16 protein-coding genes, 1 other RNA gene and 1 pseudogene are annotated in these 18,951 nt (G+C 58.2%); 6 read left to right on the top strand and 12 right to left on the bottom strand.

The window, feature by feature from the left end:
• Window positions 1–268: 268 nt before the first annotated feature.
• Window positions 269–1,191: pseudogene (locus ACA073_RS03680) on the bottom strand (LysR family transcriptional regulator).
• Between the two features lie 141 nt (window positions 1,192–1,332).
• Here ACA073_RS03680 and ACA073_RS03685 point away from each other — a divergent pair.
• The gene (locus ACA073_RS03685) at window positions 1,333–2,916 is read left to right on the top strand and encodes an MFS transporter (RefSeq protein WP_497401719.1); all 1,584 of its coding nucleotides are present in this window, start codon (window positions 1,333–1,335) and stop codon (window positions 2,914–2,916) included.
• A 1-nt stretch (window position 2,917) separates the two neighbouring features.
• Here the strand turns inward: ACA073_RS03685 and ssrA are convergent.
• The 8 genes from ssrA to ACA073_RS03725 form a co-directional block, all read right to left on the bottom strand.
• Window positions 2,918–3,315: a transfer-messenger RNA gene (gene ssrA, locus ACA073_RS03690) on the bottom strand.
• A gap of 94 nt (window positions 3,316–3,409) precedes the next feature.
• Entirely contained in the window at window positions 3,410–3,688 is a 279-nt protein-coding gene (locus tag ACA073_RS03695) for a PA2433 domain-containing protein (RefSeq protein WP_497401721.1), read from the bottom strand.
• A 260-nt stretch (window positions 3,689–3,948) separates the two neighbouring features.
• Window positions 3,949–4,224 (bottom strand): PA2433 domain-containing protein, encoded by a 276-nt coding sequence (locus ACA073_RS03700; protein WP_497401723.1) that lies wholly within the window; start codon window positions 4,222–4,224, stop codon window positions 3,949–3,951.
• Between the two features lie 117 nt (window positions 4,225–4,341).
• Window positions 4,342–7,161 (bottom strand): FAD-binding and (Fe-S)-binding domain-containing protein, encoded by a 2,820-nt coding sequence (locus tag ACA073_RS03705; RefSeq protein WP_497401725.1) that lies wholly within the window; start codon window positions 7,159–7,161, stop codon window positions 4,342–4,344.
• Window positions 7,158–7,829 (bottom strand): LutC/YkgG family protein, encoded by a 672-nt coding sequence (locus ACA073_RS03710; protein ID WP_497401727.1) that lies wholly within the window; start codon window positions 7,827–7,829, stop codon window positions 7,158–7,160. Before ACA073_RS03710 ends, ACA073_RS03705 begins: the two co-directional genes overlap by 4 nt.
• Entirely contained in the window at window positions 7,829–9,283 is a 1,455-nt protein-coding gene (locus ACA073_RS03715) for a LutB/LldF family L-lactate oxidation iron-sulfur protein (protein WP_497401729.1), read from the bottom strand. Before ACA073_RS03715 ends, ACA073_RS03710 begins: the two co-directional genes overlap by 1 nt.
• A complete protein-coding gene (locus tag ACA073_RS03720; protein WP_497401730.1) occupies window positions 9,280–10,104 on the bottom strand; it encodes a (Fe-S)-binding protein in 825 nt (274 codons plus the stop codon). Before ACA073_RS03720 ends, ACA073_RS03715 begins: the two co-directional genes overlap by 4 nt.
• Window positions 10,105–10,251: 147 nt before the next feature.
• On the bottom strand, window positions 10,252–11,946 hold the full coding sequence (locus ACA073_RS03725; RefSeq protein ID WP_497401732.1) for a lactate permease LctP family transporter: 1,695 nt from the start codon (window positions 11,944–11,946) through the stop codon (window positions 10,252–10,254).
• Between the two features lie 262 nt (window positions 11,947–12,208).
• Between ACA073_RS03725 and ACA073_RS03730 the strand changes: the two genes are divergently transcribed.
• Window positions 12,209–12,976 carry a GntR family transcriptional regulator gene (locus ACA073_RS03730; protein ID WP_497401734.1) on the top strand — a complete coding sequence of 256 codons (768 nt, stop codon included), beginning with the start codon at window positions 12,209–12,211 and terminating at the stop codon, window positions 12,974–12,976.
• 142 nt (window positions 12,977–13,118) lie between these two features.
• Here ACA073_RS03730 and smpB read toward each other — a convergent pair whose 3' ends face one another.
• Window positions 13,119–13,601, bottom strand: a complete 483-nt coding sequence (gene smpB / locus ACA073_RS03735; RefSeq protein ID WP_018929470.1) for an SsrA-binding protein SmpB — start codon at window positions 13,599–13,601, stop codon at window positions 13,119–13,121.
• A 118-nt stretch (window positions 13,602–13,719) separates the two neighbouring features.
• Here smpB and ACA073_RS03740 point away from each other — a divergent pair, with 118 nt between their 5' ends.
• The 3 genes from ACA073_RS03740 to ACA073_RS03750 are packed head-to-tail and all read left to right on the top strand — an operon-like array spanning window position 13,720 to window position 15,872.
• Window positions 13,720–15,123: a sodium-dependent transporter gene (locus tag ACA073_RS03740; RefSeq protein WP_497401736.1), complete on the top strand. Its 1,404-nt coding sequence runs from the start codon at window positions 13,720–13,722 to the stop codon at window positions 15,121–15,123.
• A 7-nt stretch (window positions 15,124–15,130) separates the two neighbouring features.
• Entirely contained in the window at window positions 15,131–15,565 is a 435-nt protein-coding gene (locus ACA073_RS03745) for a type II toxin-antitoxin system RatA family toxin (protein ID WP_497401738.1), read from the top strand.
• Window positions 15,558–15,872, top strand: a complete 315-nt coding sequence (locus tag ACA073_RS03750) for an RnfH family protein (protein ID WP_497401739.1) — start codon at window positions 15,558–15,560, stop codon at window positions 15,870–15,872. The genes ACA073_RS03745 and ACA073_RS03750 overlap by 8 nt, the downstream gene beginning before the upstream one ends.
• Window positions 15,873–15,932: 60 nt before the next feature.
• On the opposite strand, the gene ACA073_RS03755 is transcribed toward ACA073_RS03750, so the two are convergent.
• On the bottom strand, window positions 15,933–16,460 hold the full coding sequence (locus ACA073_RS03755) for an outer membrane protein assembly factor BamE (protein WP_214380581.1): 528 nt from the start codon (window positions 16,458–16,460) through the stop codon (window positions 15,933–15,935).
• A gap of 97 nt (window positions 16,461–16,557) precedes the next feature.
• On the opposite strand from ACA073_RS03755, the gene fur reads away from it, so the two are divergent.
• Window positions 16,558–16,962, top strand: coding sequence for a ferric iron uptake transcriptional regulator (gene fur / locus ACA073_RS03760; protein WP_461951940.1), 405 nt, complete (start codon window positions 16,558–16,560; stop codon window positions 16,960–16,962).
• Between the two features lie 75 nt (window positions 16,963–17,037).
• Here fur and recN read toward each other — a convergent pair whose 3' ends face one another.
• Entirely contained in the window at window positions 17,038–18,711 is a 1,674-nt protein-coding gene (gene recN, locus ACA073_RS03765; RefSeq protein ID WP_497401742.1) for a DNA repair protein RecN, read from the bottom strand.
• Window positions 18,712–18,951 lie beyond the last annotated feature (240 nt).

Genomic DNA, 18,951 nt, shown 5'->3' on the forward strand with positions numbered 1-18,951 from the left:
TGTATATATCTTTTAAATCAATTAGTTAGTTCTCGTAAATATGATTTTCGGCGACTGACTAATCGGTAATCGACCGTGCAAACTCGGTTTGAAAACAGGCAACACCTCCTGAATGCTCCATTGGCTATGCTGCTGACAGAGCGATGCGGGTCACTCATGAGGGAGCTCAATTTTCCAGGAGCATCGCAATTCAGATGGCCAACTCATGCGCATGGAAAACCTGGAGTACGACACGTTCATGTCGTCATCGCGTTAACGGTTCTTTGCTTCACGAGCGAGTTGCAGTTGGGCTGTCGGCGGAAGGGGCGGTAAACAGATGTTCGGCGGCAAAGTCCACGAATACGCGGATTTTCGGTGAAAGATGGCGACTGGACAGCCACAACGCCCAGAACTGCCCTTGATCACCGCTGTGCCCGTCGAGCACCGTTTCCAGGCGCCCTTGGGCGATAGCTTCGCGGGCCAGGAAGTCCGGGACAAATGCGATACCGTGCCCCTCCACTACGGCCATCAGCATGGCTTCCATATTGTTCAGCGTCAGGGCGGTCGGCAGGCGCAACGGCGTGGTCGGGGAGGCCGACGACATACTCCAGTCCATTATTTTACCCGTCGTGACGAATCGGTAACGCAAGCACTCGTGGTGCTCAAGGTCATTGATGGTGACGGGTCGCCCCTTGCGCTGCAGATAGTCAGGCGAAGCGCACAGGACAAACTTGAAAGGCCCCAGCTTGCGCGCCATCAGCTTGGAGTCGGCCTGCCCACCGCTGCGAATCACACGTCAAAACCTTCATCAATCACATCCACCAACTGGTCGTTGAAGTCCAGTTCGAGCTCAATCTCCGGATAGGCTTTACGGAACCGCGCCATATGGGGCAAGAGAAAGCGATAACCGATGGTGGGCAAGCTGACGCGTAACTTTCCACGGGGTTCCTGTGTGGCATGGGAAAGCATGGCCCGGGCATCTTCAAGGTCGTCGAGGATCCTTCGGCAACGTTCGTAGAACAACTGGCCTTCCGCCGTCAGGCTGACTCTGCGGGTGCTGCGGTGCAATAACCGCACATTCAGCGAAGCCTCGAGTTTGGCGACGTTTTTGCCCACGGCCGAGGCAGAGATTCCCAACGCCCTGGCGGCGCTGATGAAGCTGAGCGCCTCGGCCGTTTTCACGAATGAGATCACCCCGCTAAGACTGTCCATACGTCGATTACATCCTTTTAGTTCGCTATAAGTGGAATAAAAGCCCGTTTATCTTCGATTGTATCCTTACTAGAGTACGAACGATCGCGCACCCAGGCCTGGACAGCACGGATACTTCTTAAACCTGCAGGGAATGCCTTGATGAACTCAGCTACCGATCCGCTGCCGGCCCATGGCCAGTACTCCATCTTGGCTGCCATTTGCCTGGCAGCCTTGGTATTACCCATGAGTTTTACCGGCGGGGCGGTGGCGACGCCGTTCATTGGTCAATCCTTTGATGCCCAGCCCACGGAACTGGCCTGGATCACTAATGCCTTCATGCTCAGTTTCGGCAGCCTGCTGATGGCCGCCGGCACCCTCGCTGATATCTACGGACGCAAGCGCCTGTTCATGTGCGGCATGGCGTTGTTTGCGGTGGTGTCGACCCTGTTGGCGGTGGTCCCCGATATTGTCTGGCTGGACTTGTTGCGTGGGGTGCAGGGCATTGCCGCGGCGGCGGCCCTGGCCAGCGGTTCGGCGGCACTGGCGCAGGAGTTTGATGGGCATGCCAGAACGCGTGCTTTCAGCCTTCTGGGCACCACCTTCGGAGTTGGCCTGGCCTTCGGTCCGTTGTTGTCCGGGTTGCTGGTCGAGTACATGGGCTGGCGCTCGATTTTTATTTGCACCGCCCTGATCGCCATCCTTTCCTTGATATTTGCCCTGCCGAAAATGCGCGAAAGCCGCAACCCGCAAGCACAGCGTCTGGATGCGCCAGGCGTGTTGACGTTTTCCGGCCTGCTGATCACGTTCACCACGGCGGTGATCCTGGCACCTGAGCAAGGCTGGGGGGCGCCCGTCATCCCTGCGCTGCTTGGCGCGTCGGCGGGCTTTTTGCTGCTGTTTATCATTGTTGAAAATCGAGCGAAACATCCGATGCTGGAACTGGGGCTGTTTCTGTTTCCGCGCTTTGTCGGTGTACAGATCCTGCCGATCGGCACCTGCTATTGCTACATCGTCTTGATCGTATTGCTGCCGTTTCGGTTTATCGGCGTGGAAGGTGCCAGCGCCTTTGAAGCGGGGTTGGTGATGTTGGCACTCTCCGCCCCGATGCTGATTGTCCCGATCATGGCCGCGTCACTGACTCGCTGGATTTCGGCGGGCGTACTCTGCGCAATCGGCTTCTTGATCGCAGCGGCCGGGCTCTACTGGCTGAGTGTGATCCCGGTCGGCGCGCACGCACAGATCATCGCGGCCATGCTGGTGACCGGTATCGGTACGGGCCTGCCTTGGGGCTTGATGGATGGTTTGTCGATCAGCGTGATTCCCAAGGAGCGGGCGGGGATGGCCGCTGGCATTTTCAACACGACGCGGGTGGCCAGCGAAGGTGTCGCCCTGGCAATCACTGTTGCGGTGCTGACGGCCCTGGTCGCACATCATCTGAGCATCAGTGCTCCGGTCAAACTGTCAGCCGTTGACTATTCAACTATCGCGCAACGTCTGGTGATGGGAGATATCCAGCACGCGAGCACCGACGCCAGCCAAATTCCGCTGACGATACTGCGCTTGGCCTATACCGCGGGGTTCAACACCTTGTTGCAACTGCTGGCGATGTTCACGCTGTTCACTGCCGCCGTGGTCTTTCTGTTCCTGGGCCGACAAAGCGAAGTCCGCGACGGCGCCGAATCCGCCTGTTTACTGGATTTCAGGCACAAAAAAAGACGTCCGTGGACGTCTTTAGATGTTTGATTGGTGGAGCCGGGGGGATTTGAACCCCCGTCCGCCAGTACTCCGCTGTCGGTACTACATGCGTAGCCGTGTCTATTAAGTTAACCCTCAGCGACCCGACGGGCAGGGTGCTTTGGGCGAGTTGTGTAAGTTTTAGCCGCTTCGTCCACAACGTACTGCACGGCGATTCTGTTCTATATGACAATCACTTCGAGTTTACAGACATCCTCTAGTGATTGCTGGACCCGAAGGTACCAGAAGCTCAGGGTCTAAGGCTGCTTACGCAGCGATAGCGAATTCCTGGCCGTAGTTTTCGTCATTGGCAACTATAAGTAGTTGCAACAGTGGATTTACGAGTTCTGTTACCAACTCGGCATGCACCTAAAGTTTCGCAACCGGCGTCGAATCCTAAACGGCCCCGAGCCTGTTGCTCTGTGAATCAAAGTGAGCAACAAGCCTGCGCAGTGTACGCCAACGCGGCTCAGAAGGCCAACCGAAGGTTGGCCACCACAGATTATGGGTTGGGTTCGTTGCGTTGTTTGTCAGCAAGTGCCGATGCCTGGGTGGCCTCGGTGACGCATTTTTTGTCGTCCCCGGAAGCTTGGGACGCTTCGGCGCTGGACATCAGTCTTTTGATCTCCATTGCGGTGTTGCTGGCGCTCGCCGGCAGTGAATTCACTTTGCTTTTGAGCTCTTGCAGCTTGCTCGTACAAAGGTTGTTGTCCGCAGAAAATACGGGGGAGGCCAACATGGCAGCAGAGATGAACAGACCAGCGAGTGCGGTACGTTTCATGGATATCTCCTTGAACTGATGGTTTCGGTGCTGCCGTATGAGCGGGCGCTCGGCCGAGGTCGGAAAATAAGCCACGAGTGAATGGGCCTACTTAAAAGACTGCGATATTGCGCAAGAATTCGTTTGCTGCAGAAGAGTCTATGAAAATGACCCCACCCCAGATGCAACAAAACCCGCGAATTGGCGGGTTTTGTTTTGCCTCGTATCAGGTGGCGCCGGGGGAGCCAGAAGGCCAACCCGAAGGCTGGCATTGTGTGGGGCTATTGTTTGCCGCCGTCACTTGTTTTCTGAATGGCCTGAATAGTTTTGGTGGTCTCGGCGACGCAATCATTAGTCCCTTCCTTGGTGCCTTTTGCATGATCGGCTTTGGCTTTCTCGACGCTGTCCATTACCTGTTCAGTCATTTCCGGAGGAATCTGTGTCTTGGCATTTTCGATGGTTTTCAAGTTGACCGCACAGAGGTCTTCAGCGGCAAACGAAGGGGACGCCATCAGCGAGACAGTAACGAACAGACCTAACAGTACAGAACGTTTCATGTGTATCTCCTTGAACTGAGGGCGCAGGCTTCGCTGGCCGTCAGGACGGGCTGCCATTTGGGGGAAGCCCCGCATTTATGGGGCTTGATCAGTGGACTACGGCAGCGCATCAGGGTTCTATTTTTCTTGCATATCCCTCGCCCGAGTCACTCGATCCACCAGATAGACCAGCCCGTGGTAGTCAATTCCACCGTGTTGCGTCAGACCGATCTCACAGGTGCGGCTGGTCGAAATCCCCTCGCTGCACTGGTGCACCGAATCCTTGAGCGTGCGCAGCGAATGAGCGTTCAGCTCCGGCGTGGTAAAGCCCTTGTCGCCGGCAAACCCGCAGCAGTGAATGCCTTCGGGAATGACCACGTTTTTGCTGCATTTACGCGCCAGATCGATCAGCGCCTGACTTTCCCCGAGGTGCTGAGTGCTGCAGGTGACGTGTACCGCGATGGGCGCTTCCTGTGGCGTGAATTCGAGACGTTCCATCAAATGCGTACGGATGAAACGCACCGGATCGTACAGGTCCAGTCGAACATCACCCAGGTCCTGAATCAGGCGCAGAGTGCAGGGGCTGGTGTCGCAGTAAATCGGATCGAGCCCGCCACGGCTGGCGTGCAGCAACGCGCCAATCAGTTCCTGGCGTTTGTGTTCGGCCTGTTCGGCGTAGCCCTTGGAGGCGAACGGCTGACCGCAGCAGAGACTGTCCTGATTGTCCGGAAAGACTACCTGGTAACCGGCTTTTTCCAGCAAGCCACGGGTTTTGTCGTACAGCGACATTTGCTCTTTGTCACCGGCTGCGGGACCCATCACCCGCGAAACGCAGGCCGCCAGGTACACCACTCGCGGACGCGCATCCGTCACGGTCGGGCTGAAGCGAATGGCCTTTTCCGGCTGCGGCATGGCGTTGGTCCATTGAGGAACCTGACCTTTGGATAGCTTCGTCAGCGTCGCCGAAAGTTTCGCCAGACGCGGCGCTCCCAGCAGCATCCGCGCACCGTTGGCCACGTGTAGGGTGAAACGTGCACCTTGCAGTGCGGTGGCGAAATTGCCTTCAAGCCAGTTGGCAGTTTTCGTATGCGTCGCCTTACGGCTGCGGAGCTTTTTCACCAGCTCGCCTGTGTTGATTCCTACAGGGCAACGTTGGGCGCACAAACCGGTGGCGGCGCAGGTGTCGATGCCCTGATATTCGTAAGCGGCTTCCAGTTCGGTGGTGTCGACGTCTGCACGTTTCTTCGCCTGAATGTCGCGCCAGATCACGATGCGCTGGCGCGGGCTCAGGGTCAGGTCTTTCGACGGGCAGACCGGTTCACAAAAACCGCACTCGATGCACTTATCCACAATCTCGTCGGCGGCCGGCAGCGGTTTCAGATTCTTCAAGTGGATCTGCGGATCATCGCTGAGTACCACGTCGGGATTGAGAATGCCGTTGGGGTCGAGCAGGCGTTTGAGCTGCCACATCAACTGGTAGGCATCGCTGCCCCATTCCAGTTCGACGAAGGGCGCCATGTTGCGGCCGGTGCCGTGCTCGGCCTTCAACGAGCCGCCGAACTCCACGGCGACCAATTGCGCGACGTCGTCCATGAACGCCTGATAGCGTGCGACTTCTTCCGGGTTGTTGAAACCTTGGGTGAAGACAAAGTGCAGATTGCCTTCCAGTGCGTGTCCGAAAAGAATCGCTTCGTCGTAGTGATGTTTGTCGAACAGCTCGATCAGACGGTTTACGCCGATGGCCAGTTGTTCCACCGGGAAGGTCACGTCTTCGATGATTACCGTGGTGCCGGTTTTACGCACCGCGCCGACGGCGGGGAAGGTGTCCTTGCGAATGGCCCAGAGGCGTGCGTTTTCGACCGGATCTTCGGTGAAGTCGACTTGTTTCTCCACCGGGAATGAGGCCAGCGACGCCATGATTTGCGCCAGTTGCTCCTGCAGCAAAGTGGACGACGCGGCGCGGGATTCGATCAGCAGGGCGCAGGCATTGTTCGACAGATGCTGTACGAAAGCCGGCATGCCGGGCTTGTCCTGCACCGAACGGAGACTGCGGCGGTCCAGCAGTTCCACGGCCGACACCGGTTGGCTTTTCAGCACGGTGACGGCGTTGCAGCAGGTTTCCACATCCGGGAACACGATCAGCGCCGACGCCTTGTTCGGGTGGTCGATCACGGTGTCGTAGGTCACTGCGCTGATGAACCCGAGCGTGCCTTCGGAACCCACCAGCAAGTGGCTCAAGATATCCACAGGCTCATCGAAATCCACCAGGGCGTTGAGTGACAGGCCGGTGGTATTTTTCAGACGATATTTGTGGCGGATTTTTGCGGCTAATTCGGAATTGGCGCGGGTCTTGCGGCCCAGTGTCGCCAGACGTTCAAGCAGTGCTGCGTGGCTCTCACGAAACGCCGCGACACTCGCCGCATCTTCGGTATCGAGGCGGCTGCCGTCGGCGAGCACCAGGCGAATACCGGCCAGCGTGTGATAGGTGTTTTGCGCCGTGCCGCAGCACATGCCGCTGGCATTGTTGGCGACAATGCCACCGATTTTGCAGGCGTTGATCGAGGCCGGGTCCGGACCGATCTTGCGCCCGAACGGTGCCAGCCAGGCGTTGGCCTGTGCGCCGATCACGCCCGGTTGCAGGCGGATTTGCGTGCCCTGACCGCGGATCTCGCGACCGTTCCAGTTATCCCCAAGCACGATCAGCACCGAATCGCTGATGGCCTGGCCGGACAGGCTGGTGCCGGCGGCGCGGAAGGTCACCGGGACTTGATCCCGTTGCGCCAGTCCGAGCAGCGCCACCACTTCATCTTCGGATTCGACGCGGATCACCAGTTTCGGAATCAGCCGGTAGAAACTGGCGTCGGTGCCGAAGGCCAATGTCGACAGTGGATCGTCGAAACGTCGCTCTTGGGGGATCAGTTTCTGTGCATCTCGCAGGAAAGCCGCCGGTAGAGTCATTGGTCCTCCAGAATCAAAACCACCAGGTCTTTTGGACCGTGAGCGCCGTAGGCCAGGACTTGCTCGATGTCAGCGGTCTTCGACGGGCCGGAGATCAGCAGCGTGTTGGTCGGCATGCCTTGCGCCCAGTTGAATTCCTGCTGCACCTGATAGAAGTTGTCGCGTATTTCACTGGCCTTGAGCAAGGCAAAATGCACCGGCGGCACCAGGCTCATCAAACGCGGTTCTTCCCGCGTCGGCCAGAGAATCAGACTACCTGTGGCAGCGATTGCTCCGAAGGTTCCGGTCAGACTGGCGGGTGTGTCGTTGAACAGCTCGGCTTTCCATTCTTCAACCGGACGGTCGTAGGACTTAAGCGTGGGCAGGCCAGAATTTTTCTCCCAGTGCTGAGCGATACGTTGACCATGAGGCGTAGTCGGTGCGATCAACAAGCTTGGCAATTGGCGATCGCGCAGCAATTGCGCCAGCAGTCCTGGCCAACTGTCGCCTGATGTCAGATGGATTTCCGTGTGCACCGCTTCCATCAGTTTACGCAGTTGCGGAATGCGTTGCTCAGGCGCGTAGGTGTACGGCGCTGTCACCAGTTCGACGTCGAATTCGTCAGGCACGGGCGTGGTGCCCGTCAGACTTTTCCGCAACTTGGCGAGGATATTTTGCTTGGCGCTCATCAGCGGTCTCCCTGTTTGGCCAGATGTTCACGGGCCATGTCATGCAGTGAGCGGGCAGCGGGTTTCGGGGCGCTGTGGTTTTGCGTCCATGGACCGACGTTGCTCGGTGCGAGGGCGCGCAGTCGCGTCGCGAAGTAGCCAAATAGACGATACAGCGTCGGCGAGCTGTTGAGCCTGGCCCAGGCGTTCCAGATAAAGCGTTCCTTGCGCGAGTACTTGCTGCCCTGGCCGCGCATGACTTGATGCGGGCTGTCCGGGGCTTTGACGTTCTCTTCCCGTAGGCGACGCAACAATGCAGGTATAGGAATTTTTACCGGGCAGACTTCACCGCAGGCACCGCACAACGATGATGCGCTCGGATGGTCCGGGACTTTTGCCAGGCCGACCATGTGCGGGGTGATGATTTTTCCGATAGGCCCGGGGTAAACCTCCCCATAGGCGTGACCGCCGATTCGGGTGTAGACCGGGCAATGATTCATACAGGCGCCGCAGCGGATGCAGTTCAGAGTCTGGCGCAATTCGCTGTCGGCAAAGGCTTGGCTGCGACCGTTGTCCAGCAGCACCAGATGCACTTCCTGAGGACCGTCGAGTTCGTGCGCCTTGCGCGGGCCGGAGATCATGTTGACGTAGGTGGTGATCGGCTGGCCAAGGGCCGAACGGGTCAGCAGCGACAACAGCGGCACCACGTCACGCAGGTTTTCCACGACTTTTTCGATGCCGGTGACAGCAATGTGCACCGGTGGCACCGTGGTGGTCATGCGGCCGTTGCCTTCGTTCTCCACCAGCAGCAGGGTGCCGGTTTCGGCCACGGCGAAGTTGACGCCGGAGACGCCGATGTCTGCTTCGAAGAATTTCTGCCGCAAGACTTTGCGACCGATCTGAATGAGTTGGTCAACGTCCTTGGTGTACTCCACGCCAAGTTTGTCGTGAAACAAGGACGCGACCTGACCGGCATTCTTGTGGATCGCCGGCATAATAATGTGTGAAGGCTTCTCGTGGTCGAGCTGGACGATGTACTCGCCCATGTCCGATTCCAGACATTCAATGCCCTGTTCAGCGAGGAAGTGATTCATCTCCATCTCTTCGCTGACCATCGATTTGCCCTTGATCACTTGCCGCCCCTCGTGAGCGCGGATGATCGAGAGGACGATGCCATTGGCTTCGTCCACCGTTTCCGCCCAGTGCACTGTCACACCGTTGCGGGTCAGGTTCTGTTCAAGTTGCTCGAGCAGGTCGGGCAACTTCGATAACGCACGGGCGCGGACAGCATTACCCAGCACTCGCAAATGTTCTCTTTCGTGGGCATCGCTGAAGGACGTTGCCCGTTTTGTCATCAGTGAATCCATCGCAGTGCGAAAGTTGTTTCGCAGTTGCTTGTCACCCAACGCCTTATGAGCACGGGTGCGGAAATCTTCTTCTACGGCAACCGTAGGAATAATCACGGGAGCGTTCATTGAACACCTCCGGTTCGCTGCCAAAGGAAACTGGCCAGGTGTTGGCCGCGCAACGCTTCCTTCTGTTTCTCCAGCGAGCCATTGATGTTCATCAGGCAACCGCAGTCGGCACTGAGTACCTGGTGCGCGCCGGATTCCTTCAACGACCGGGTCTTGTCAGCCACCATCGCGCCGGAAATGTCTGGCATACGGACGCTGAAAGTCCCACCAAAGCCACAGCATTCGCTTTCGTGGCTGTGGTCCACTCGCTCCACGTTGCCCAGCTGCGCCAACAACTCGCGGCCGTGCAGGTGGGTGTTCATCTCGCGACGTGCCGAGCACGAAGTGTGCAACGCCACTTTGACCGGTTTGCCGCTGTCCTTGAACTGCACCTTGCAGACGAACAACAGAAACTCGGCCAACTCATAAGTCCGGGCTGCCAGCGCCTGAACCTGTTTGAGTGTTTCCGGCTCGTCCTTGAACAAGTCGGCGTAGTGTTCGCGCAACATGCCGGCACACGATCCCGACGGCACCACCACCGGATAATCCCCAGCGAACAGCGCCAGTTGCGAGCGTGCCACGGTCCGGGCCTGGTCGGTGTAACCGGAGGTGTAGGCCGGTTGTCCGCAGCAGCTTTGCCCCTGCGGGTACTCGACACGAATGCCTTCGCGTTCCAGCAGGTGAATCGCGTCCATCCCGGCTTCCGGGTAGAACAAGTCCACCACGCAGGTTCCGAACAAGTAGACCCGTGACGGTTTTTCGCTGGGATATTGCCGAGGCTCGGGCAGTGGCGGAGCGACGCGGGTCGCGTTTGGCACGGCGTTGTAAAAAAGCTCGCTCATCAGGCGTGTCTCTCGGCCGGTTATCCGTCCGCTGAGGCTGCTGAAATATAGAGAGTGATTCTTTCAGCAGCCTTACAGACCGGGTTGTGGATAGCTGACGCCGGAATCGTAGTCCGGCGTCGGTTTTTGCTGTTTGTCTTGTAGTACTCAGTGCACCAGCATGCCGGTGAACCAGTAGGCCTGAGCCAGGGTGATCAAGCCGACGATCGTTGCAAAGAACAGGCTGTGCTTGAGGGTGAAGCGGAACAGATCCGATTCCTTGCCCACCAGACCGGTCGCGGCGCAGGCCACAGCGATCGATTGTGGCGAGATCATCTTGCCGGTCACGCCGCCGCTGGTGTTCGCTGCGACCAGCAAGGTGTCGTTGACGCCGATCTGGTGCGCGGTGGTCGCTTGCAACGAACTGAACAGCGCGTTGGACGAGGTATCGGAACCGGTCAGAAACACGCCCAGCCAGCCGAGGAACGGCGAGAAGAACGGGAATGCCGCGCCGGTGCCTGCCAGTACCAGGGCCATGGTCGACGACATGCCCGAGTAGTTGGTGACGAAGGCAAACGCCAGCACCATGCCGATGGACAGAATCGGCCAGCGCAGCTCGTAGAAGGTCTCTCTCAAAGTGGTCAGACCAGTTTTAATATTGATCTTCAGCACCAGCATCGAGATCAGCGCGGAGAAGAAAATCGCCGTGCCGGTCGCGGAAATCGGGTCGAGTTTGAATACGGCCGGGATCGCCGTCGGAGCCGTCACGATCGGGGCGACCTTGATCACCATCTGGTCCAGGTGCGGAATGGCGAAGTTGAACACCCAGCTGTACATCGAACCGCCAGCGGCAAACATCGCCTTGAACGGTTTCAGGGTCCAGATAGTGACCAGCACGGTGAGGATCAGGAACGGCGACCAGGCTTTGAAAATTTCACCGAGGCTGTAAGGCGAGGCCACGGTTGTGCGCGGCTGGCCGAAACCGCCGGCGCTGGCAGTCACAACGGAGGCCGAGACCGCGCCAACGATGTGTTGGCCAGCAGCGCGTTTCGGCTGCCAGACTTTCAGGAACAGCGTCAGGGAGATCAGGCTGGCCAGGGCCGAGGTGATGTCCGGCAGTTCCGGGCCGATGAAGTTCGAGGTGAAGTACTGGGTGACGGCAAAGCTCAAACCGGCCACCAGCGCTGCTGGCCAGGTTTCCCGCACACCGCGCAGGCCGTCCATCATGAACACCAGCCAGAACGGCACGAACAGCGACAGCAGCGGCAGTTGGCGGCCGGTCATGGCGCCGATCTTGAACGCATCGATACCGGTCACTTGCCCGGCCACGATGATCGGAATTCCCAGTGCGCCGAACGCCACCGGCGCGGTGTTGGCGATCAGGCACAGGCCTGCGGCATACAGCGGATTGAAGCCCAGTCCTACAAGGAGTGCGGCGGTAATCGCTACCGGTGCGCCGAAACCGGCTGCACCTTCAAGGAAGGCGCCGAAGCAGAAGCCGATCAGCAACACCTGCAAGCGCTGGTCGTCGGTGATCGACAGGACGGAGCTGCGGATCACTTCGAACTGACCACTCTTGACCGTCAGTTTGTAGAGGAACACGGCGGCCACGATGATCCACGCAATCGGCCACAGGCCGTAAGCGAAGCCATGCCCGGCGGCGGCGAATGCCATGTCGACCGGCATCTGAAAGGCGAAGATGGCGACCGCAATGGACAAGGCCAGCGTGATGCTGCAGGCCACGTGCCCTTTGAGCCGGAACACGGCCAACGCCAGAAAGAAAAACACGATGGGAATTACGGCCGCGAGCGCGGAAAGGCCGAGGCTGCCGAGCGGGGTATAGAGCTGTTGCCAGGTTTGCATATGGGGTGGCCCCTAATTGTTGTTGGTCAGGCACTGTTCAGCGTTCTTGGATAATTGGTAATACCAATTTACAATCGCTGTTCGCTAGGGTAAAAGCCTTGTAGGCGGTGTGTCAATTTGCCGCCCTAAAACTTTTGTCGAACAAGCGCTGTGGCGTTGGCCTGATCTGCTTCAGCAAATGCTGTCTGGTAGGTGCCCGCGCGGCGCTGATGCGCCAGAATAGAGAGCCCGGCGAACCGTCGGGATCGTGGAGATTTGAGTTATGGGGTTTGATCAAATTCGTCAGCGCCGTTTGTCTGACGATATTGTCGAGCAGCTTGAGGGGATGATCCTCGAGGGCACGCTGAAGGCGGGTGAGCGCTTGCCGGCAGAGCGCGCGCTGGCCGAGCAGTTCGGCGTGTCACGCCCTTCGTTGCGCGAAGCGATTCAGAAACTGGCGGCCAAGGGCTTGCTGGTCAGTCGCCAGGGCGGCGGAAATTACGTGGTGGAATCACTGGGCACGACCTTCAGTGATCCGCTGCTTCATCTGCTGGAAAGCAACCCCGAGGCCCAGCGTGATCTGCTGGAGTTTCGCCACACCCTGGAAGCGTCCTGCGCCTATTACGCGGCACTGCGTGCCACGGATGTCGATCGTGAGCGACTGACCGCTGCCTTTGATGAATTGCAGGATTGCTACACGCGTCACGATGAAGTGAGCCGGGCGGAAGAGGGCGCGGCGGATGCGAAATTTCACCTGGCAATCGCCGAAGCCAGTCACAACGCGGTGTTGCTGCACACCATTCGCGGGCTGTTCGATCTGCTCAAGCGCAACGTGGTGACCAACATCGGTGGTATGTACAAACAGCGCACTGAAACCCGCGACATGCTGATCACACAGCACCGGGAGTTGTACGTGGCGATTATCGAAGGAAGGGCGGAGCAGGCGCGGGAAGTCTCCAGTCGACACATTTTGTATGTGCAGGAAGTGCTGGAAGAGGTGCGTCAGGAAGTGCAGCGCATGGCCCGGGCTGAGCGGCGCAAGGGGATGTAATCAGTTAGTTTTGTATCGTTTGTGCGATTGCCTTCGCGAGCAAGCCCGCTCCCACAGGGGTCTCGGTTTGCCGCAAAAATATCGGCATCCACGGACCTTGTGGGAGCGGGCTTGCTCGCGAAAGCGGTCTCAAGGCGAAAGATTAGTCTTCCTTGCCCTTGTTGCGCACCGCACGCTGCAACTCGCGACCGGCGTCGCGTTCGCGTTCGGTATCTCGCTTGTCGTATTCCTTCTTGCCCTTGCCCAGCGCGATCTCGCACTTGACCATGTGCTTGCTCCAGTACCAGGACAGGCACACGCAGGCATAACCCTTTTGCTGCACGGCAGCGGCCAGCTTTTCCAGCTCGCGGCGGTTGAGCAGCAATTTTCGGGTGCGCGTCGGATCAGCGATGACGTGGGTGCTGGCGGTCGTCAGGGGCGTAATGTGGCTGCCAAGCAGCCAGGCTTCGCCATCCTTGAGCAGTACATAGCTGTCAACCAGCTGTAGCTTGCTTGCCCGCAGACTTTTTACTTCCCAGCCGGCCAGGACCAGACCAGCCTCGAACCGATGTTCGATGAAGTAATCGTGTCGCGCCTTTTTATTTTGCGCGATGGTCCCTGTTGGGTGTTTCTTCTGTTTAGCCATAGGGGCGGCATTATAGGGAGTTGCAAGCGAGTCGGCTACGGTGACGCAGCGTGCTTGAGCAGGTTGATTGAATCCCGGACAATGCGCCCTCTTTTTTCAATGCTTGGACGTGGTAACGATGTCGACAGACAAGGTTTCTGTCCACGGCAGTTGGGCTAGCCGCTGGGTCTTCATACTTGCCGCGACCGGTTCGGCCGTGGGCCTGGGTAGCATCTGGAAGTTCCCGTACATGGTCGGGGTCTACGGCGGCGGTGCGTTTGTGTTGATGTTCCTGGCCTGTATCGCACTGATCGGCGTGCCGGTCATGCTGGCGGAAACGCTGATCGGCCGGCGCGCCCGGCAAAGTCCGGCCAACGCGTTGAAGGTGCTGGCGCTGGAGGCGGGGCATTCGGGGAAGTGGTCCTGGGGCGCGTTCGCCGGGATGATCACGGCGCTGCTGATCCTGTCCTTCTATAGTGTTGTCGGCGGCTGGTCGCTGGATTACATCATCGACATGGGGCGCGGCGATTTCCAGGGTGTAACGCCTGAGCAAGTCGGCGCGTACTTTGGCAAGGTGATCGCCGATCCATGGCGCCTGACACTTTGGCACACGATTTTTATGCTGCTGTCCGCCATTGTGATCGCCAAAGGCGTCGTCGCCGGGCTCGAACGCAGCCTGCGCATCATGATGCCGTTGCTCTTCGTGATGATTCTGGTGCTGCTGGGCTACAGCATGACCACCGGCCATTTCATGGAGGGCGTGCATTTCATGTTCGACTTCCACCTGGAAAAAGTCCTCGACGGCTTGCTGCCAGCTATGGGGCATGCGTTCTTCTCCCTGAGCGTGGGCGTGGGTTCGATCATGATCTACGGCGCTTACATGCCGAAGGACTCGTCGATTTCCGGCACCGTCGTCGGTGTCGCGTTGCTCGATACCTTTGTTTCACTCGTGGCCGGCCTGGCATTGTTTCCAATAGTGTTTGCTGCCGGCCTGAATCCGAGCGAAGGCCCCGGCCTGATGTTCGTCAGCCTGCCATTTGCCTTTGGTAACGTAGCGTTCGGCCAGTTGATGGGCGTGGTGTTTTTCGTGCTGGTAGCGATTGCGGCCTGGAGTTCGGCGATTTCGTTGCTGGAGCCGATGGTGGCTTACCTGGTTGAACGTACTAAAGTCAGTCGCGCCTGGGTGACGTTCTGGTTGGCGTTCACTTGCTGGTTCGTTGGTCTGGGCACGGTGTTTTCCTTCAATATCTGGAGGGAAGCCAAATTTTTCGTGAACGAAGGCGGAATGTTCCATCTCTATCAATGGGGTGCGGCCAGCGGCCTGGATTTCTTCGGTGTAATCGACTTCTTCACTTCGCGGATCATGCTGCCACTCGGTGGTTTGTGTTTCGTGGTGTTTGCAGGCTGGGTAATGGGGCGTGAAGCGGTGCGCGATGAGTTGTCGATCCGCAGCCCCATGCTGTTCAATCTGTCCCTGTTTTTGATGCGCTATGTGGCGCCCATCGGCATTCTTGTAGTGTTTGCCGCCCAGCTATGGAACTGACGCTGACATGACGACACACATTCAACGTTCGGCACTGCTGCCGTATCCGGCGCAAGCGCTGTATGACCTGGTCAATGACGTGGCGCGTTACCCGGAGTTTTTGCCGTGGTGCTCGTCGGCCGAAGTCCTGGAAAGCTCTCCCGAGCAAATGCGCGCGAGCGTCGGTGTGGCCAAGGGGGGGCTTAGTCAGCATTTCGTGACGCGCAACACGCTGGTTCCGGGGCAATCGATCGAGATGAACCTCGAGGAAGGCCCGTTCACTCAGTTGCATGGCATCTGGGTGTTCAAGGCGTTGACCGACAAGGCCTGCAAGATCAGCCTGGACCTTTCGTTCGATTACGCCGGGCCGATTGTTCGCGCGACCCTGGGGCCTCTATTCAATCAGGCGGCCAATACGCTGATGGATGCGTTCTGCCAGCGCGCCAAGCAGATGCATGGGTGAGGCCGTGATCGAGGTTGAGGTGGTGTATGCCGCCGTGGATCGTCAGGTGCTTCTCTGTGAAACGGTGCCCGCAGGTACGACAGTGCGGATGGCTTTGCTGAAGTCGAGGGTGGCCGAGGCGTTTCCGGAGCTGGATCTGGCAAATTGTCCCGTAGGGATATTCGGCAAGGTGGTCGCGGATCCGGACGCTCGTCAGGTTCAGGCGGGGGATCGCATCGAGATTTATCGGCCGCTGCTGGCTGATCCGAAAGAGGTTCGCCGGCTTCGCGCCGCCAAGGCTGCCGAGGCCAAAGCGCGGAATCAGTGATGTGCCAAACGCCAGACAATAAAAAACCCGGACATGCCGGGTTTTTTATTGCGTCGCAAATTATTGCGGCGAGGTTTCCAGCGGTTCTGGCGTCGGGACCGGAACGGTTTCTACACCGTCGACGTCCTTCTGGATCTGATCCAGCAACGAACCTGGCTTCACCGGTTTTTCCGGCTTCGGCTTCTCGGCGTTTTCAGCAGGTGCGGTCACGTTAGTGCCACTGTCCTTGCCGAGAATGGCTTCGTCCCGGCTCACGCCTGGCATGAAATCACCAGAGAGGCTGACAAGTTGGTCATTTGGGTTGAAGATAACGCTAATGCGTTCCTGTTGGCGTTCACCGCCACCCGGTTGCAGGCTGTACAGATAATCCCAGCGATCGGCATGGAACGTGTCGGTCAACAGGGGGTTGCCCATGATAAACCGTACTTGCTTACGGGTCATTCCCGGGCGTAACTGGTTTATCATGTCCTGCGTGACGACATTGCCCTGCTGGATGTCGATTTTGTAAACCCCGGGGAATGAACAACCGGCGAGTGCGAGCAGTCCCACAAAGGTGAAACTGGTTAGCAAGAGCTTGGTGTTTTGCATCGGTGGGCGACTTCCACTATCTTGGCTGGGACAACGTAAACGCCGATCATACCCGCATTAAGAGAAGCTGCGAAGCAGCATCGCGAGAAAGCTGACCATGGTTGAAAATAGCGAACTACGCAAAGCCGGCCTCAAAGTGACCCTTCCGCGGGTCAAGATTCTGCAAATGCTCGATTCCGCCCAGCAACGCCACATGAGTGCCGAGGATGTTTACAAGGCGCTGATGGAGGCTGGTGAGGACGTCGGTCTGGCCACGGTTTACCGTGTACTGACCCAGTTCGAGGCAGCTGGCCTTGTGGTGCGGCACAACTTCGACGGAGGCCATGCGGTCTTCGAGCTGGACGACGGCAAGCATCACGACCATATGGTCAACGTCGAGACCAGTGAAGTGATCGAATTCTTCGACGAAGAAATCGAGCGTCTGCAGAAAGCCATTGTCGACAAATATGGCTTTGAGATGGTTGATCACAACCTTGTACTGTACGTGCGCAAGAAAAAGTAAGCATGTCGCGCGAACTTCAGGTTCGCGAAACGAGCGAAGGCGACCTCAGGGTCGCCTTCGTGCTTTCTGCCGTTACTAAATTTTTGCGGTAACGACCATTTTTTTCGCGTGAGCCAGGGATTCCTTGGTCAGGTCGATGCCGCCCAGCATCCGCGCGACTTCTTCGACACGATCATTCTTGCTCAGCTTGGACACGGCCGTGCGGGTCGCATCCTCGCCACGGACCTTGTGTACAAATAAATGCTGATGACCCTGCGCCGCCACTTGCGGCAAGTGAGTCACTGTCAGCACCTGTCCGCGTTCACCGAGGCGACGCAGCAGCTGGCCGACAATCTCTGCAGTCGGTCCGCCGATACCCACGTCCACTTCGTCGAATACCAGTGTCGGAACGCGTGAAGTCTGCGCGGTGATCACCTGAATCGCGAGGCTGATCCGTGACAGCTCACCACCCGAGGCTACTTTGGCCAGGGCTTTCAAGGGTTGGCCCGGGTTGGCGCTCACCAGCAACTCGACTTGTTCCAGCCCGTTGGGAAGTAATTCATCGCTGCCATTGGGGCGCAATTCGATGGTGAAACGACCGCCGGGCATACCCAATCGCTGGATTTCCTGCTCCACGGCGCTGGCCAGACTAGTGGACGCCTGATGGCGCAGATCGCTCAGTTCCCGAGCCTTCTCCTGGTAATGGCGGGCATAAGAGGCCAGCTCATCACTCAGTCGCTCAATGGATTCATCATTGGCATTCAAGGTTTCGATTTCATCCAGCAAGCGCTGCTGCATCTCGGCCACCTCGGTGGGCTGGATGCGGTGCTTGCGCGCCATGGTGTAGATCGCATCGAGGCGTTCTTCGAGGTATTGAAGGCGCGCCGGGTCGGCGTCGAAGTTGTCGAGAAAGCGATTCAGCTCGCCCACAGCTTCTTCTACCTGGATTTGTGCACTGGTCAGCAAACTGCTGGCTTCCCCCAGCGCTCCGATCGAGTTGTTTACGCTCGACAGGCGATTGAGGCTGGCGGTCAGGGCATTCAGGACATTGCCGGAATCACTTTCGCTGCATTGCTCGACCACTTGCCGGCAGATGCCCAGCAGGGTTTCGGCGTTGGTCAGGTTCTTGTGTTCCTGTTCCAGCTGTTCCAGTTCGTTTTCACCGAGGCCGAGGTTTTCCAGTTCTTCGAGCTGATAGCTGAGCAATTGATGGCGAGCGCGTTGTTCATCGCCGGAATTGGAGAGGCGTTCCAGCTCCTGACGGGTCTGGCGCCAGCGTTGGGCGGCTAATTGCACCTGGCGTGCAAGGTCGGTGGCGCCGGCATATTCGTCGAGCAAGCGGCGGTGAGTGTCAGTTTTGAGCAGTGACTGATGCTCATGCTGGCTGTGGATATCGATCAGCAGTTCGCCCAGGGCCTTGAGGTCACCGAGCGGGCAGGGCGTGCCGTTGATATAGCCGCGCGATCGTCCTTCGGCGGTGATCACCCGGCGAAGGATGCACGGGCCATCGCTTTCGAGGTCGCGTTCGGCCAGCCAGGCGCTGGCTTCCGGAATGTCGATCAGGTCGAAGGTGGCCAGGATGTCGGCTTTGTCGGCACCGGGACGGACTACGCCACTGTCGGCGCGATCGCCGAGGGTCAGGCCGAGGGCGTCGAGCATGATCGACTTGCCGGCGCCGGTTTCCCCCGTGATCACGCTCATCCCGCGATCGAGTTCGAGATCGAGATGTTCGACGATGGCGTAGTTGTGTACGGACAGGTGAACCAGCATAAAGGCCGCTCCCAGGCTTTAGGTCTGGTTATTTATACAGTGTTTTATTTGTGCCTGACAATGCCCTCGCTTAGCTCGATTTGCTTGATCCGACGAAATCGTTAGCGCGTCGAGGAATGACAATGCAGCTGTTTTTTGTAGGGTTAATCATAACAAGCCCCTTGAAGCTGATTTTTGCGGCCCCATATACCGGGACAGAAGCGCGAGTTGAGCTCGCGGACGAAATTGAAAGGAGAAATC

Source organism: Pseudomonas sp. LBUM1670 (assembly GCF_059695695.1).